This window comes from Thainema salinarum CENA647, assembly GCF_057732415.1.
In genome coordinates this window covers 4,323,278-4,336,262 of record NZ_JBYJZJ010000022.1, presented here as the reverse complement: position 1 = coordinate 4,336,262, position 12,985 = coordinate 4,323,278, and the positions used below count along the sequence as shown (strand labels likewise).

Here is a 12,985-nt window from a genome sequence, read left to right as displayed (position 1 = left end):
TGAAATTTGTGAAAAGCTGTATATCCAGTGTCTGGTAAAAATCAAAAATTGACTACCGGATAAAAGTCTCCGTAGCTCGCGCCTCGTCAGTTCTCGTTCGACTCAGCTGGTTTCTCCTTCCTGTGCTTCCTACCCAAAGTGCGATCGCGCTTTCTTAAGTAAAGTGACTTGAGTGGCTTATATATTTTTTGACCGTATAATATTTTGCTGCCTGAATTTACTAAATAAAGCACCTGATCAATTTTGAAAATATGATTGAATGTGGGAGCGGAACTAGTACTTCGGTCAATTGATCAGGCAGTTAATCAAGTCGTTAAGAATGCATTAATAAAAGTTGTATTTTAACTACCCCAATAATCAATTTTGATGATTTTGGCCTTAAGAATTAGTTCAATTTAACTAACCGGATTTTTTAGATTTGCCTAATTGCGTTTCAGTGAAATCCGTATAATCTGGAAATGCATTGTTGCCTTTTTTACGTTGATTCGGAGATACTAAATACGGGGCTTAGATAAACTTATCATCGGCTAGTAAATAAATTTCCAGTCATGCTTATACAGAAAGCTATACGTACCTTCCGGCGACAGTTGTGCATTCGTGACAAGATTAGCGTTGGCTATATCTTGATCCTCAGTATCACCGTGATTGGAACGGGTGTTGGCTTTGCCATTTCCCATCGATATGAGCGTGCAGCTATCCGAAATCTGGCCGAAACACGCTTGCAGGAAAGCCGTTTGAGGGATTTGCAGACAAACATTGCTGCGCTACCGTTTCATCAACAAATTTTGCTAAATAGTCTGGGCAGTCCCGAAGAGTTTCAGCGTCAGCAACTGGAAATCAATCAAAGGCTAGCCGTTGCCGAGCAGTCTTTTCAGCAACTTAGGGGTGATGCTACTGTTGTAAGTTCTCCAAAATTGTTAGCGCTATTAGACTCGCATCGCACAACCCTTAGCGTTTATCAACGTGAACTGGAAATCCTGATCGACGAGTTTCCGGTATATTCCAGCACAGGCGAGCAGCGAAACGTTTCAATACAGACTTATCTAAAATTTGTTAAAAGTCCCAAGTCCCGACGACTGTATCTGTTGACTCAAGATATTGCGCCATTTGTGCAAACAGCCTCCCAGCGCTATCAGGTCGCTCAGCAAAATTTAAATGCTGCTGAAAGAGCACAAGTTCATATCATTATTGCTAGCGCTTTTATTTCAATTATTTTGTCAATTTTATGTGCTTGGCTGACGAGTCGCGCGATTACAAAGCCGCTGAATCAGGTGACGCAGATTGCTCGTCGAGTGCGGGATGAAAATAATCTGGATCTACATGTACCTGTCGCCAGCTTTGATGAAGTGGGAGATTTGGCAACAAGCTTTAATCAGTTGATTCAGCAAATTAGACGTTTATTAGATGCCCAACGGCAGGAACAAGCCGAAAAATTGATTGAAAGTGAGAGAATGGCTAGCTTAGGCCGGATGCTCGCTGGCGTGGCTCACGAAATCAATAATCCCATCAATTTCGTCTATGGAAACATCAATTTTGCTGAAAACTATATCAATGATCTATTTCAGCTAATTCAAATCTATGAGACAGAACTCTCGCCGTTATCTGACCGGATACAAGATGCGAGAGAAGAACTGGATTTAGAGTTCATCAAATCAGATCTGCCTAAGCTCTTGTCATCAATGAAAGTTGGTTCAGAACGAGCAAGACAGATTGTGCTCAGTTTACGCAATTTCTCGCGATTGAACGAATCGGAAACGCATCTCTTGAATGTTCATGATTGTATTGATGGTGCGTTATTGATTTTGCGAAATCGAATTAAAAATCATATTCAAGTCAATTGCCACTATGGCTCAATTCCTGAAATTGAGGGATATGCAGGTTCGCTTTATCAGGTTTTCACCAATTTAATCGGTAATGCGATTGATGCCTTGGAAGAACAAGCTACAGAGTCAGTGAAGCAGATTCAAATTACGACTGGGCAGCACCTGAAAGGGTGACAACATAGCTAGATAGCTTGCTGCATCAAGGATAGGGCACGGAGACCCCGCTGAAAATAGAGGCGTTTGTGGGGTTTGAGCGCCATCAACTGAAACGCTTGATTGGCCCACAGTTCCATCCCATACGTCCACCGTTGCCCATAGAGAGCCAAGCTGAACTCACTGTGTCGCAAGGTTTTATCTTGGTGTTTTTGAATACGTCCAGCATAGTGGTCAATGCGGAGTTGCCGCATCCATTGCCCCTGTAGGGTGGCCAAACTGTACGCGATCGCAATGAGTAAGAGCAAGGCTAAAAATCGGGGTTCATTGACCTTGGTGTCCTCTAAGTTGTAGCCCCCAGTCTTACAGTCCTTGAAGAGCTGCTCAATGCCCCAGCGACAGCGATAGATCTCAATGGCCTGCTTCAAATTAGGCAGATTGGTGAGAATATACCAGGGGTCTTTCGGGCCTTTGTTACGATAGCTTCGTTTCCAATAGATCGCCAAATTAAAGGGACCCAACCCATCGCCTTTGTTGGCCAAGATGCCCCGATAGAACTGTCTCATGCCGGGTTGAATGCCCAAGTCTTTCACCACGGTATACTCCTGTTGCACACTCACTTGAAAATGAAGGTCTTTCTTCTGCCGCAAGGCAAACATGATGCCCCTGGAGTCTAGCCATTTAGCTAGTTTTGGACTATGGAACTCTCGGTCTCCAAGCACTAAGACGGGGTAGGATTTCAACAGGGGGAAAACGGCTTTTAGCAGTCGTTTTTGAGTCCGAAGGTCGCTGTTGCCGCTTTGCTTTAAGACCTCCCAATACAGGGGCAGGGCATGGGTGCCCCAGATCAGAGAGACCATGAAGATATTTCGCCCTTTCCACTGAGTGCGGTCAATCGCCAGAATCCAGTAGCCATACTTTTGATGCTTCAGTTGTTTGAGGCGGCGGCGTTGGGATCGATTCAATCCCCGTCCGGTTTGCTCTTGCCGAATCCAGTATTTCACCAGCGGAAACCACAGCAGTTTGACCCTCAGTTGAGGCAAGACTAAAAACCGCTGTAAGTTCCGTTTTCGACTGCCATATTGAATCGGTTGAGGAAAGACACTGGCTAAAACTGACAGTTTGACCTGACGATGGGCCTGTAGCAAACATAACAAGAGCTGCAGGGTCAAATACTGCGGGTCGCTCAGATGAGCTTGGAGGGTGGTTTGGTAGAATGCAGGAAACATATTTGGTTGGGGGAGTCTGCTCAAGGCTCCCTATTTCTTTGCCTCTGTTATTCTCTCAAAGCTTTGTCCACCTTGGTTCTGAACTCGCTTGTCACCCGGTTAGGGGCAGCACAACAACGAACAAATTTATGTTGAAATTGCTGATAATGGCCCTGGCATTCCCGAGCATGTGAGAGAACGCATTTTTGAGCCGTTTTTTACCACTAAACCTGCCGATATTGGCACGGGTTTGGGTCTAGCGATCAGTCGTCGTGCTATCGATCGGCATCAAGGATAGATGACCTGCGAATCCCAGGTAGGGCATGGAACACGGTTTACAATTTTTCTGCCGGTTCAGTTACAGAGCAGTCAGTTAGAACCAACTGAGACTATCTCTACCAAGATGCCAGATCAGGCCGAAGAAGATGGGCAGCTATGCCAAATGTATTAACGCTTATTGTTTGTGGCAAATTGCAGAGTGAGGGTTTACCTTTTCTTAATTAAGTATCGAAATTTGACATTTATCGATTGCGCTCCTGCTTTCGTCTGAAACTAAAGGTAAAAGCCCTAATAAGGAGTTGGCAAAATGGTTAATCAACTTCAGGGTCAAGTCAAACCATCATCCCCATTTCCCCCCCACGATTTGCTGGCAACGCTACAAATCCTGCGCCAGGATGTTGAGACCGAAGCACTAGAGATCTTTAATGAATGGAAAGCCTATATCCAACGCCCAGAATTTTTGCCAAGTGCGTTGAATCTAGCTCGCTATCTGGCGCTACGTCGCCACGACCTCCGCTCTCTCCAAACGACCTTGATGCCTTGGGGTCTGTCGTCACTGGGCCGCATTGAAGCACGGGTGATGCCCAATTTAGATGCAGTGATTGCTACCCTCAAAGTAATCTGTGGTGAAAGAGAAGGAGCGATTCATCCACCCCTTGAGGCGTTTTTTGAAGGCGATCGCATACTTCAACGCCACGCTGCAAACTTGCTGGGTCAACCTTTAGGTCATCGCCGTGTTCAAATTATGGTCACTCTGCCCACTGAGGCAGCCACAAATTATGACCTAGTTCGAGAGATTGTGGTACGAGGGGCAAGTTGTGTGCGAATCAACTGTGCTCATGATGATGCAACAGCTTGGGGCAGTATGATTGCTCATACCTGTCGAGCCGAGTTGGAAACTGACAGAGCCTGCAAAGTCATGATGGATCTGGCTGGGCCTAAAATTCGCACTGGCCCAGTTTTCGTCCCGCCGGATCAGAAGCGGTTATTTCATGGAGACTATCTGATTTTGTCTCGCTCAGTTCCTCACTTCAGCATCATGCAAGAACTTGACAGCCCACCTCCATCGCCGACAAGCTACTTCCAAACATCCTGCACAGTGCCTGAAATTCTAGAACAGCTCACTGTAGATACCCCTGTTTACATTGATGATGGCAAAATTCGTACCCGCGTTGTGGATCTTCACTATCCGCTACCCGATGGCGAAGATGCGCTGTTACTTCAAGTAACCCACGCTCGCCCCAAAGGCGAGAGATTAAAATCAGAAAAAGGGCTCAACTTTCCGGGTACAGTTTTGCCCCTAAGTCCTTTGACAGAGAAAGATTTTAAAGATCTGGACTTTGTTGCACGTCATGCTGACATTATTGGCTATTCGTTTGTTCAACATGCGGGTGATATCGATTTGCTTCAGGCAGAGCTTGATAAGCGATGTCAGGGGACAGAAAAAAATCCAGCGATTGTGGCCAAGATTGAAACTCCTGTGGCAGTCCGCAACTTGCCTGAGCTGATCATTCACGCAGCAGGTAAGCGGTCATTTGGGGTGATGATTGCGCGGGGAGATCTCGCCGTTGAAATTGGTTATCAGCGCTTGGCAGAGATGCAGGAGGAAATCCTTTGGCTCTGTGAAGCGGCTCATGTGCCTGTTATCTGGGCTACACAAGTGCTAGAAAATTTGGTGAAGAAGGGCGCACCTTCTCGTGGAGAAATGACCGATGCGGCAATGGCGGAACGAGCCGAATGCGTCATGCTAAATAAGGGGCCATTCATCGCAGAAGCCATTACAATTCTGGACGATGTCCTGACTCGGATGGAAGCCCACCAGATGAAGAAAACACCACAGCTACGAGCACTCCATTCTTGGTGCGAATGAACTGGCTTGCTGGTGTAAGGCTTTCTAACGTAATTCAACGTAATATGAAGTCCGTTTGAAAATTCGCCATTTCTTTTTGTGAAATGCTTGCTTGGCGAGCGTTTCGCAAAAGGAAATTGAGTTTTTACACGCAGATTTGACGTAAAGACTACCAAATCTTAAATGCCAATTAAACTCTTTCGCGGCATAAATTTGTCAAGATCAATGATGTAGATAAGCGATCGGAGGACGAGCCATGATCAATCAAGTCGAAGCCGATTCTCTGCATGTGACACAACCTGCCCGCTTAGACCCGCAGCAGTTTAAAGAGTGGTCTAGGTTGGTGCGGCAACAGATGATGGCGTGCTTGAGAAAGCGGAGCCGTTTAAATATTGAGTCCTGTTCAGACGATTAGGAACTGGTTAAACTCTCTTGGCAAAGCGGTCGAGAAATTTCAATGCTTCTTCAGGGCCAAATTGAATTTGCGGAATACCTCGGACAACGAGCAGCCAATTTTCATCCTGAGCCATCAGATACCACTCTGGTGCCCGACCGTTAGGTTGAATCCGGCAACCCTCTTGTTCAGAGAGCAGACAGGCTAAGCCACAATTAGCGGCTTTAGTTAACAGTTGCTGGCAGACGGCAGCCATGTCCTGTTTCATCGCGCTGTCCAAACAGAATAACAGTTTAAATTTACGTTAAACATAAACGGCTAGCTAACCAAATCAGTAAGAGCTGATACTCTCCTTAGCGAAACAGATGAAGTCCGCTCGCAACCTTACTATACGAGGCTGTTGTAAATCTTCTCTTCCGTCGCAGAGAGAGCAGTCAAAGTTTAGGCTAATTTAAATATATTCGTTTGAGGTGATGTAGCGATGAATACTGATAATCATCCGGTGATTGGAAAACAAGAGTTTTTACAAGCCCGTAGCCAATACTACGGTGAGTTCAGCCCTGAGCAGTTGGCGTTCAATATTAATCTGCAGGAGTTTGCGCATCAGGTTAGTTATCTGTGTGCTTTAGAGACGGGTGGCAAAATTCCAGCGGGTGAAGCGTACCAAGGGATTAAGCAGGCGTGGAAAGAACTCAAGCGCACGAAGAAAGGACTGGGAATTGCAGATAATGAATCGTCCCAAGCTGATGAAGCGTGAGACAGGGATGGCAGTTCATGTCGTGTCGTTGCTTCATGATGTATTCTGCATGACTTGAGAATTTAAACAATTTTGGTTTGCTGATAAACATAGTGTCTTCACAGGAGGCATGATGGCTATGCTTTCACCAGCTCCCCAATCATCTACGCCGCAATTATCGGTTCCACAATGGGCAATATTTCAGAAACGTCGCTGCGTGATGGCCTTAAGTTTATTGCTGACAACTGTTGGCTGTTCCGCTTCAATTGAATCAACTGAATCTACTCAGCCTGAATTGGCAGAGGTATCATCACCAACTGCGATCGCAATTGATGGATCGAGTACGGTCTATCCAATTTCGGATGAAGTGGCGAAGGAATATCAGTTTGAAAAGGCGGAGGCTGCTCCTTCAATTGACGTGGCGTTCTCTGGTACGACGGGTGGCTTTCGCAAATTCTGTGCGGGAGAAACCGATATTAACGGGGCATCTCGCCCGATTACCAAAGATGAGATGGCTGCCTGTAAGGATGCTGGTGTGGAATATATCGAGTTGCCAGTGGCCTTTGATGCCTTGACCATTGCGGTTCATCCCGACAACGACTGGGCTGAGGACATCACCGTTGATAAGTTGAAGATGCTGTGGGAACCAGCAGCAGAAGGGCAGATTAGCCGCTGGAATCAGATTCGCCCAAACTGGCCGGATGAGCCAATTAACCTCTATGGTGCAGATCAAGATTCGGGAACGTTTGACTACTTCGCTGAGGCCATTATAGGTGAATCCGGAGCGAGCCGCACCGATTACACCGCCAGCGAAGACGATACCGAATTGGTGCGGGGTGTTCGTACCGATCCAAACAGCCTGGGATATTTTGGCTATGCCTACTACGAAGAGAGCCAAACGGCTTTGAAGGCGCTCAGTATCGACAACGGCAATGGGCCAGTGCCACCATCCGACGAAACGGTAAGCAGTGGTGAGTACCAGCCGCTGACCCGGCCTTTGTTTATCTACGTCAGTGTGGATGCGCTGGAGCAAAAACCTGAACTAGAGGCCTTTGTGGATTATTACCTAACGAACGCTCGTTATCTGATTCCAGTGGTAGGATACACGGCGCTGCCGGAAGAGGCTCATGCGATCGCACATGAGCACTTGAAAAACCGCAAAGTGGGCACCGTCTTTGAGGGCGAGGCTCGCTTTGATCTGACGATTGAAGAACTGCTGAAGCGAGAAGCTGAATTTTAGGAAACGTCTATTAATCAGGCTTTTCAAGCGGGAAGCAGGAAGCTGAATTTCAGGTCGGCAATTCATGAGGTATTTCAAGTGGCATGAGCTTGACGGGGATTTGCTTTCGTAGCTCTTGCAGCAGACGATGGGCTTGATAATCATAGAGTTCAAGCTCCATTTCTCCCGGCAACTGCTGCATAAAGGCTCTGGCTATTTCCAAATCGCAGCCTGAGATATTGGCTAGGGTGTTGCCTGCTTCTAGCGTGAACTCTCGATTTAGGGGCTGTTTGACGATGAGTTGCCAGCGTCGGGGCGGTGTCAATTCGCCGCGCTCAATCCGTCGCAGCCCATTGATGGACGATAGCAGCACCACTCGATCGCCAGCATGGAGTCGCCAATCGTCTGACGGCATGATCAGCTCTGCCACTTCGCCCGTGATAGTTTGCGATCGCAGATAGTAAACAGGCACAACCCCATATCCATAAGCTACTTGAGCCAATAGCTTACCCACCAACGTATCGCCCTCGGTTACCTCATATTCAGCGACCAGAATCGTTTGTCCACTCAAGGGAAACAGGCTCAGCATATCCTCACCAAATGCAGCACCTGCAAACGCTTCGGCAGACAGAGCATAGGCGCTGAAGGCTCTAGCATTGGGCAGCAGCGCCACGAGGTTGTTGCTAAAGCTTTGATCAGAGGTGCGGATGATGGTGTGAATCGGGTGTTTTACCTGGTCTGCTGTTTCTACGGCTGTGAGCGCAACTTCCAAATTCAGCATTTGGTCATCGGTCACGGCGATCACGCTTTTTGCTGTAGCCAAATTCACGTTAGCGAGTTCGCGCAGAATAGGGCCAGAAAAAACGGGTACTCGGCTTAACAAATCAGATGCGGGGATTTGCTCGGTAATCACAACCAGAGGCTGGTTAAGCGTTTGCAGAAACTGAATGATCTGCTGCCCCACGCGTCCCAATCCAACAACCACAACGTGATCTGACTTCGGCACGGGTGGGCGGCGCTGCAAGAACTCAAATCGAGAACTCAGTAACTGTTCAGCGATCAAACCCAGAATTCCCAGCACCACTAAAAGGCTGGTTAACGTAATGAGTAAGCAGACGAACTGAATCCAACCGGGAATTGGGTCGGCGTCTAAACCACCGAATACGTCGCCATAACCGCCCAGTAACAAGATGACGCCAAGCGACATGGCCTTTTGCCAGGTGAGCCCAGAGACACTGAGCTTCAGCAGCATCGTTCCAATCACCCACAGGCTAACAGCGGTTAACGTGCTAAACACCAACATTCGTTGAATTCGCTTTTCTCGGCCCCACTGCCAAAAGCGTGCCAACCGCTGCCGCCAATCATCTTGAATCAGATCTTGCAGTCTGCTCTGAATCCGCTGCCAAATGCCCTGCGATCGCAGTTGTGCCTGTGGCGTTGAATTCGGGCTATTTTCCATCAGCTCAACATAGGCAACCCAATCACCTGCATTAACGGACATATCCGGCAGCCAGCGATGAAAAATAGATGATCCAGTCGTGGCCCTTCTCAGCGATAGATCGTATGGGTAAGCAGGTTGGAAGTCCAGTAGCCGATGATGCTTGCGATGGAGCCGATGAATGGGAAATTTATCGAAGCGATAGTCCGTTGGAGCAACTCGCTGCTGAACAACCCGGAACCAGTAGCTGCCTTTGTTAAAGATGCCTAGAATTTCACCCCCCAAACCAGCCAAGGCAAAGGTGATCGCAGGTAGCTTTGTCGCATCCAGAGCTACAAAGTTACCAAGCTGCCGTTCGAGTAGTTGATTCAGATTTTCGCGAGATGATCGAACGACAATTTGCACCGTTGGATTCAGTCGCCGAACTGCGATCGCGGCTTCAACATTAATACTCTCATCACTCGTCACCAGCAAAATAGCGCGGCAGTGGTGAATGCCAGATTGCTTAAGGATATCCTCTCGACGGCAATCTCCCCGGATGGGAGGCTGGGCCAGCAAATCGGAGAGGTTATCAATCTCCCAATCACCCGCAGGTTCTTGATCAACCCCGACTAGCGTAATGCCAAACTCGTCTGAGGCAAATCGATCCAAATTCAAAATACAGTGCTGCCCCAGACTACCCAAGCCACAGACGATAAAATGCCCCAGCGAAGCGTCATTAGCGAGAGAAGTGAAATCGCTGTATTCTTGATCGTCGTTGCAGCTCTGGTTGTTCAATTGAGTCCCTGCTCTTTCTAGGCAAAGCGATCCAGAAACTTCAGCGCTTCTTCAGGGCCAAATTGAATTTGCGGAATACCTCGAACAACGAGCAACCACCGATCGTCTTGAGCGACGAGATACCATTCTGGCAGATCACTGCAAGGCTGAATCCGACAGCTATCCGCCTCCAATGTCAGACAGGCCAATCCGTATTTAGAAGCTTTGGCCAATAGCGGCTGGAATGCAGCAACTATAGACTTTTTCATCTCAACAGTTCAACCACAACAACAGTTGACTGCAACGTAACATGCGCTACCCATGATCTAGTTACTTCTTAAGCAAAAAGATGGCTTCTATCTATGGGTGTGTATATCCAAATGTATATTCTTCTCAAAAAAGCTTCTACGTAGCTTGCATATTCGACATTCCAACCCAGGAAAACGGCTTTAGCAGGAGTTGCGATCGCAGTTCAACCCCATGCTGTCCAATGCCACGAGCCTTAAACCGATAGCTGGGGACGATCTGAGATCGTCCCCAGCGATTAACTTAGTTATCTCGATTCAGGAACTAGGAGCCAATTACACCACCATCTTTCTTGGTGACAACAATGGTGCAATCCCGTGGAATCCGGCCACTGCCCTGGGCCGCAGGGAAGTTAGTGGCTGCGGGGTCGCCGTTACCGGGATGCTGGATGTTAATGAACATGGTGCGGCGATTGGGGGTCACTGCGACTCCGGTTATTTCGCAATCTGTCACCCCAGCAAACATGCGCCGAATCTCACCCGTATTGGTGTCAGCTACCAGCATTTGGTCGTTAAGCGTTACCCCGTTGACCGTTGGTTGCCCACCATCGGTTTCGATGAACAGGCGGCCATCAGGGTCAGCCCAGAGACCATCAGGGCTAGCAAAGGCACCGGCTTCATCATTAAAGGTGTCCTGAGCTAATACAAAGATGTCCCAGGTAAAGGTAGTACCGACATGCTGATTGCTATCTTTGAACCGGATAATGTGACCATCGGGATTGGGTGCCAAAGGATTAGCGGCATCCGCGACCTGGCGTTGAGAGTTGTTCGTCAGGGTGCAGTAAATTTCACCTGTCGGTGCCAGCGTCGTCCACTCCGGACGATCCATCGGCGTAGCACCCAGAGCATCTGCCGCCAGTCGGGCGTAGGTCAGTATCTCAGCCTGATCGGCGAATTGAGCTTTTAGAACTGGATTATCAACGGTGAGTTCTAGCCAGTCGCCAGTGCCATTGTCATTAAACTTAGCAACATAGAGCTTGCCGCGATCCAACGGGCTGATGCCCCGTGCCTGCATGGAGCGCCAATTGCTGTCTGACACAAACTTATAGATATAGTCAAAGCGCTCGTCGTCTCCCATATAGCAGACGGCCCGACCACCTCGGCCCACAGCGAATGCGACCCCTTCATGCTTGAATCGGCCTAGAGCGGTTCGCTTCACTGGAGTTTGAGAACCATTCATCGGATCAATCTCAACAACCCAGCCAAAGCGATTTTCTTCGTTGACATAATCAGGATTGGACAGGTCAAAGCGAGAGTCGAACAGATGCCAGCCGTAACCAAACCCATCAGCACTGAAACCATAGCGTTCTTGAGCTGGCGTGGGAGTCCAGTCCCCGGAGGCTCCAAAGTAGCCGTTGAAATTCTCCTCACAGGTGAGGTATGTTCCCCAAGGAGTGTACCCGTTAGCACAATTGTTAACTGTCCCTAGAGGAATGGCACTGACATAAGCTGTATCAAGCTAGCAACCTGGCTTTCAAGACGGAGCGAGGTTCCTGCATTCTTGGGAACGGTTTGGGACGGCGCTTTACAACTCGGGGTTCTGAACGGTTGGGTCGAAACGGAATCACCAACTCTCGCACCACGTTTAACAAGGCCTGGTAGCCTCGCCGTCGTTCGGATGGAGCTAGATGCAGCAACTCAGGCCGGAAGTGATTGAACTGTTGCCGAGCACCTTGTAGAGAGACTCGCAACACCCCGACCTCGCCGTCGGCTGTCGCCTCCCACATCAGGGTGCGAAGCAGATTGTAGGCCAACAGATGCACCCAAATACTTTTGCTCACCATGGTGGGTGTTTTGGCAGCAATCATCTCCATGGCTAAGGTGGTTTTGAGATGCCGGAGATTAACTTCGGCGGCCTGCCAGCGGAGCTGATAGAGTTCGGCAAGTTTAGCTTTGGGATAGCGGTTGGGATCGAGTAGCGTCGTTACCACCACAAAGTTGGTCGGGCGAAACCCAGGAACCTGAATGAAGAGATACACTTCCCGCACCTCAATGGATGCCGCCAGAGCCTCGAACTCCTGCGGCTTGAGGGCTTGAGGGCATTGCTTCGGGCGCTGCCAGCGGACGATGTGATCGCCAATGCCCAGTTTTTTGCCCCGTCTGAAATCGCAGCGGCGCTGATGATGCTTGCGAAAGACAGCATCGGCTCCCATCCGGGCGACCCAGGCCAAATCTACATAGGTGCCATAGGCTGAATCGGCCACCACCACATCCTCGGGGCGCAGTTTCTGATAGAGTTGGCGGGCTAGACGCCATTCACTCACCCGCAACGGAGCCATCGCCACGGCCATAACCGCTCCCGTGGTGACACAAAACCACACTTGGAGTTTGAGAATCGGAAAGCCGCAGCCCTCTTTCTGATTGCTGTGTTGAGGATACTCGGCTTGGTTGGCCTGCGTGTCACTCATCAAGACCGTCGTCGCATCAAAGGCTTTAACCGGACGGCCACACCAGCGTTGCTCTGGGGAGACTTGGCGCTGCAACGCCCTCACCACCCGCTCGAACAGGGGCGGAAATATCGACTCGGGAAGGCGTTTTCGTGCTTTACTATAGCCCCCGGTATCGGCTGAGGGCACCTCCAATCCCGACACGCTCATCCAGGTCACCACTCGCTTGACTGCATGGCTGAGACTGCTGTCGGCATCCAGCACTTGGGAGAGCCAACTCCACAGGACGACCATGGGAGTGTAGAGGACTTGTCGATATCGGATTCCCTGCTCGCTCAGCACAGTTTCAATCTCTGCTTCCGGCAGCATCTCAGCAAAGGGTAGACCGATGCTGCTCTGATAGTTGGCCTTGAGAACGTCCGCACGATTCGGCATCAT

12 protein-coding genes are annotated in these 12,985 nt (G+C 49.0%); 6 read left to right on the top strand and 6 right to left on the bottom strand.

Annotated elements, in window-relative coordinates:
- Nucleotides 1–548 precede the first annotated feature (548 nt).
- Nucleotides 549–1,997, top strand: a complete 1,449-nt coding sequence (locus tag AC286M_RS25725) for a sensor histidine kinase (protein WP_488207085.1) — start codon at nucleotides 549–551, stop codon at nucleotides 1,995–1,997.
- Between the two features lie 8 nt (nucleotides 1,998–2,005).
- Here the strand turns inward: AC286M_RS25725 and AC286M_RS25720 are convergent, their stop codons facing one another.
- Nucleotides 2,006–3,205, bottom strand: coding sequence for an IS4 family transposase (locus tag AC286M_RS25720; RefSeq protein WP_488203413.1), 1,200 nt, complete (start codon nucleotides 3,203–3,205; stop codon nucleotides 2,006–2,008).
- A 124-nt stretch (nucleotides 3,206–3,329) separates the two neighbouring features.
- Here AC286M_RS25720 and AC286M_RS25715 point away from each other — a divergent pair, with 124 nt between their 5' ends.
- From AC286M_RS25715 to AC286M_RS25705, 3 genes are all read left to right on the top strand, one after another.
- Nucleotides 3,330–3,482 (top strand): ATP-binding protein, encoded by a 153-nt coding sequence (locus tag AC286M_RS25715; RefSeq protein ID WP_488208864.1) that lies wholly within the window; start codon nucleotides 3,330–3,332, stop codon nucleotides 3,480–3,482.
- 288 nt (nucleotides 3,483–3,770) lie between these two features.
- Nucleotides 3,771–5,333, top strand: a complete 1,563-nt coding sequence (locus AC286M_RS25710; RefSeq protein ID WP_488207084.1) for a pyruvate kinase — start codon at nucleotides 3,771–3,773, stop codon at nucleotides 5,331–5,333.
- Between the two features lie 235 nt (nucleotides 5,334–5,568).
- Nucleotides 5,569–5,727 carry a hypothetical protein gene (locus tag AC286M_RS25705; RefSeq protein ID WP_488207083.1) on the top strand — a complete coding sequence of 53 codons (159 nt, stop codon included), beginning with the start codon at nucleotides 5,569–5,571 and terminating at the stop codon, nucleotides 5,725–5,727.
- A 7-nt stretch (nucleotides 5,728–5,734) separates the two neighbouring features.
- On the opposite strand, the gene AC286M_RS25700 is transcribed toward AC286M_RS25705, so the two are convergent.
- A complete protein-coding gene (locus AC286M_RS25700; RefSeq protein WP_488207082.1) occupies nucleotides 5,735–5,974 on the bottom strand; it encodes a hypothetical protein in 240 nt (79 codons plus the stop codon).
- Between the two features lie 213 nt (nucleotides 5,975–6,187).
- Between AC286M_RS25700 and AC286M_RS25695 the strand changes: the two genes are divergently transcribed.
- Nucleotides 6,188–6,463, top strand: a complete 276-nt coding sequence (locus tag AC286M_RS25695) for a DUF7219 family protein (RefSeq protein ID WP_488207081.1) — start codon at nucleotides 6,188–6,190, stop codon at nucleotides 6,461–6,463.
- Nucleotides 6,464–6,581: 118 nt separating this feature from the next.
- Nucleotides 6,582–7,682 (top strand): PstS family phosphate ABC transporter substrate-binding protein, encoded by a 1,101-nt coding sequence (locus AC286M_RS25690; RefSeq protein ID WP_488207080.1) that lies wholly within the window; start codon nucleotides 6,582–6,584, stop codon nucleotides 7,680–7,682.
- A gap of 49 nt (nucleotides 7,683–7,731) precedes the next feature.
- Here AC286M_RS25690 and AC286M_RS25685 read toward each other — a convergent pair whose 3' ends face one another.
- From AC286M_RS25685 to AC286M_RS25670, 4 genes are all read right to left on the bottom strand, one after another.
- Nucleotides 7,732–9,876 (bottom strand): NAD-binding protein, encoded by a 2,145-nt coding sequence (locus tag AC286M_RS25685; protein ID WP_488207079.1) that lies wholly within the window; start codon nucleotides 9,874–9,876, stop codon nucleotides 7,732–7,734.
- A gap of 17 nt (nucleotides 9,877–9,893) precedes the next feature.
- Nucleotides 9,894–10,124, bottom strand: coding sequence for a hypothetical protein (locus AC286M_RS25680; protein WP_488207078.1), 231 nt, complete (start codon nucleotides 10,122–10,124; stop codon nucleotides 9,894–9,896).
- 301 nt (nucleotides 10,125–10,425) lie between these two features.
- Complete coding sequence (locus AC286M_RS25675) at nucleotides 10,426–11,595, bottom strand: PhoX family protein (protein WP_488208863.1); 1,170 nt, start codon at nucleotides 11,593–11,595, stop codon at nucleotides 10,426–10,428.
- 19 nt (nucleotides 11,596–11,614) lie between these two features.
- Nucleotides 11,615–12,985, bottom strand: a complete 1,371-nt coding sequence (locus AC286M_RS25670) for an IS4 family transposase (RefSeq protein WP_488202900.1) — start codon at nucleotides 12,983–12,985, stop codon at nucleotides 11,615–11,617.

Excerpts from the sequence above, each read along its gene's own strand:
- AC286M_RS25680 (WP_488207078.1), bottom strand. The coding sequence starts at position 10,124 with ATGAAAAAGTCTATAGTTGCTGCATTCCAGCCGCTATTGGCCAAAGCT.
- AC286M_RS25700 (WP_488207082.1), bottom strand. The coding sequence starts at position 5,974 with ATGAAACAGGACATGGCTGCCGTCTGCCAGCAACTGTTAACTAAAGCC.
- AC286M_RS25720 (WP_488203413.1), bottom strand. The coding sequence starts at position 3,205 with ATGTTTCCTGCATTCTACCAAACCACCCTCCAAGCTCATCTGAGCGAC.
- AC286M_RS25710 (WP_488207084.1), top strand. The coding sequence starts at position 3,771 with ATGGTTAATCAACTTCAGGGTCAAGTCAAACCATCATCCCCATTTCCC.
- AC286M_RS25705 (WP_488207083.1), top strand. The coding sequence starts at position 5,569 with ATGATCAATCAAGTCGAAGCCGATTCTCTGCATGTGACACAACCTGCC.
- AC286M_RS25690 (WP_488207080.1), top strand. The coding sequence starts at position 6,582 with ATGCTTTCACCAGCTCCCCAATCATCTACGCCGCAATTATCGGTTCCA.
- AC286M_RS25725 (WP_488207085.1), top strand. The coding sequence starts at position 549 with ATGCTTATACAGAAAGCTATACGTACCTTCCGGCGACAGTTGTGCATT.
- AC286M_RS25695 (WP_488207081.1), top strand. The coding sequence starts at position 6,188 with ATGAATACTGATAATCATCCGGTGATTGGAAAACAAGAGTTTTTACAA.
- AC286M_RS25670 (WP_488202900.1), bottom strand. The coding sequence starts at position 12,985 with ATGATGCCGAATCGTGCGGACGTTCTCAAGGCCAACTATCAGAGCAGC.